2 protein-coding genes are annotated in these 1,442 nt (G+C 53.7%); both read right to left on the reverse strand.

Annotation, left to right across the window (positions count from 1 at the left end; all coding sequences use genetic code 11):
• A partial coding sequence (locus LRL21_RS44605; RefSeq protein ID WP_240422187.1) for an extracellular solute-binding protein occupies positions 1–955 on the reverse strand: 955 nt, incomplete at its 3' end.
• A 34-nt stretch (positions 956–989) separates the two neighbouring features.
• On the reverse strand, positions 990–1,442 hold a 453-nt coding region (locus LRL21_RS44610; RefSeq protein WP_275901214.1), incomplete at its 5' end, for a TOBE domain-containing protein.

Consider the following 1,442-nt stretch of genomic DNA (forward strand, 5'->3'; position numbering starts at 1 on the left):
CAATGTAGGAAGGGCCACCCGTAAAGGAAGGCTCGATTTGTGTCAATTTGATCGTATCCGGCAGCATCTTTTTGCTGAGCTGCTCCAGACCCATATCCGACCATGCCGGAATCATATCGACTTCGCCGCTGGCGAGAATGTCAAGGGTACCTTGATTCTTCTTAGGATATACGCCTTTTTGATACATGTAAGGGCCAAGCTCCTTTAGGAGCGCAAAGCCTTTATCCCACTGCTGCGTGATAGCCGGATCCTGGTTGTGGATCGCATCTGCCGGCAGGAAATTGTAAATCGCTGTTTGTACGAAGGATGAACCGGCACCGCCCGTTGCCGGATCGTTGTAAGCGAATTTGCCCGGATGCTTGCGAATCCAGTCGTACAGCTCGTCAGCCGTCTTCGGAGGCGTCGGCACATTCTTGCTGTTATATGCCAGAATGACGGAAGAAGCGCGGTACGGTACAGCCAGCTGATGTACGTCGTTCATATAAGCGGAATCTACCTTGCTCAGGTTCGGAATGATCGCTTGATCCAGTTTCATCCATATTCCGTCTTTCTCGCCCTTGGTAAGATTGCTGAGTCCGGTTTCGAACACATCAACGTCGACGCTCTTTTGGCCAGCTTTCTTGGCACCAAGCACTTTGTCCACGGCAGCGCCTTCCGCTTGACCGTCCGGCAGATGCACTAGTTTGACCTTAATGTCGGGGTTTGCCTTCTCAAATTGGGGCGCAAGCGTCTCCCACATTTCCTTCACGTTCGCGGAGCCGGAGAAGTAGAAGTTCAGTTCTACCGGTTTTTGGTCTTTCGCCGCTTCAGCTTTTGTTGTGCCGACAGAACCGGCCGCATTGCCGCCAGGTGCTGCTTGATCCGTCTTGCCGCAGCCGCTGATACCTACTGCGAGTGCCACGCTGGCGAGCGCAAGCGTCTTGCCTTTTAGCATTCTTTTCATCCACTTCTTCACAATGGGTTCCTCCTAATAGTTTTTCTTTGTGATTTTATCCTGCAAATGCGGTTACCCGCGTAAAACCGATAGGAACCGATTGCCCATGGTGCAGCAGAGCCGCTTGTTCCCGCGGGACGAACAGCTTGATAGCCCCTGCAGCGGTGTCAACCGTCACTTCCGCATAATGGCCGAGAATCATGACCTGCCGTACGGTTGCGAGGAATGTCTCTGTGTCCGGCGAGCTTTCTCCGTTAGCCGAATGGATGATACATACATCCTCCGGCCGGATCGCCGCTGTGACGCTGCCTTGCAAGCTCCTCTCGATCTGAAAGCGGCGGCCTTGAATGTCGACGGCATCTCCCTCTCCCCGTCCAGGCAGGAAATTCATACGCCCGATGAACTGAGCGACGAACAGCGTTTCGGGGTTATCATAAATTCGCTGCGGCGGGTCGATCTGCTCGATCCGTCCGGCATTCATAACGACGATCCGGTCAGAGATCGAGAG

This window comes from Paenibacillus periandrae, assembly GCF_022458865.1.
Lineage (GTDB): Bacteria > Bacillota > Bacilli > Paenibacillales > NBRC-103111 > Paenibacillus_S > Paenibacillus_S periandrae.